Genomic DNA, 1,157 nt, shown 5'->3' with positions numbered 1-1,157 from the left:
TTCAAGCTCTCCGAGGAGGACGCCGGCGGCGTGACCGGGATGCTGGATCGCGTGAGGGCCGTGGGCAACGGCGGCAAGGGCGTCGTCCTGGAGGAGGAGAGCGCGGGCGGGCTGTTTGCCACCGTCTCGCACGCCACCACCGCCGGCAACGACGACGGCGAGGACACCGGCATCGAGGTCGTCCAGGAGGACGACGGCGCCGGCAGCCTGCGCGTGCGCCGCTCGACCATCGCCGAGGGCATTACCCGGGAGGGTGTCGAGGCGGACTGACTGCCGGGGCCAGCGTGGGCCCGCGGGGCGCGGAGCGTGCGCCATCCGCTTTCGCCCCCCGGGCCTGCCGGTTTCCGGACCCCGAAACCGGGCCGCGATCCCGTGGCCCCGCCCGTCTGGAGACAACCGTGTCCGGCTCCGTTCGCGGCGCGCGCACGCCGCTGGCGGTCAGCCCCTGGCGGCCCGGAACTGTTCCATCGCCTCGAGGACGTGGGTCGCGTACGTCAGCGATGGTCCGCCGCCCACGAGCACGGCGACACTCCGCGTCTCCACGATCGCCTCAGGGTTCGCCCCGGCCTCGAGGGCGCCGTGGGTGAGCATTCCTCGGTGTCCTGTCTTCGGTGCGGGCCGCTCGAAAACAGTCCCACGGCGGTCTCCCGCACACTGGCCTGGGTGTTCTTTCAAACGGGAGTCATCCTCATGAACGACCGTGAAGTTGATCGCCGCCTCCGGGAATGGGCCGGTATGCGGAGTGAAGTGAAGCGTGTCGCTGCCGTGGGCTTCCCGGCGTATGTCGAAGTCTTCATTGAGCCCGACATGCGGGGCATGGGCGGTGTGGACGAGAGTGGCGGGTTCGCGGCATGGGCCGACTACGCGGACCGGTGGCACGATGAGCTAGCGTCCGAGTTGGGGGGTGACGTCCGCGTTTACCCCTGGCTCGGGTCAGGGACCCCTGCATCCGAACGCCGTGTCAGGGAGGTACTTGGCCACCGTTCCCCGCGTTAGCGGTCACGGGTGGGGGCACGAGCCGGAGTGCCGTGGGCGTAAACGAAAAAGGCCCGGGAGGCATCATCCCGGGCCCTTGTGCCGTTCTGGTGGGCGGTGCTGGGTTCGAACCAGCGACCCCTGCCGTGTGAAGGCAGTGCTCTCCCGCTGAGCTAACCGCC

The 1,157-nt window shown here is 70.0% G+C and carries 2 protein-coding genes; one reads left to right on the top strand and one right to left on the bottom strand.

All coding sequences use genetic code 11. The annotated features are described in order from the left end of the window. On the top strand, window positions 1-270 hold a 270-nt coding region (locus G7A99_RS20285), incomplete at its 5' end, for a hypothetical protein (RefSeq protein ID WP_163143660.1). Between the two features lie 168 nt (window positions 271-438). Here the strand turns inward: G7A99_RS20285 and G7A99_RS20280 are convergent. Next, window positions 439-591, bottom strand: a complete 153-nt coding sequence (locus G7A99_RS20280; RefSeq protein WP_163143658.1) for a carboxymuconolactone decarboxylase family protein — start codon at window positions 589-591, stop codon at window positions 439-441. Window positions 592-1,157: the final 566 nt, after the last annotated feature.

This window comes from Arhodomonas sp. KWT (genome assembly GCF_010993615.1).
This window is presented reverse-complemented; position numbering and strand designations above follow the sequence as displayed.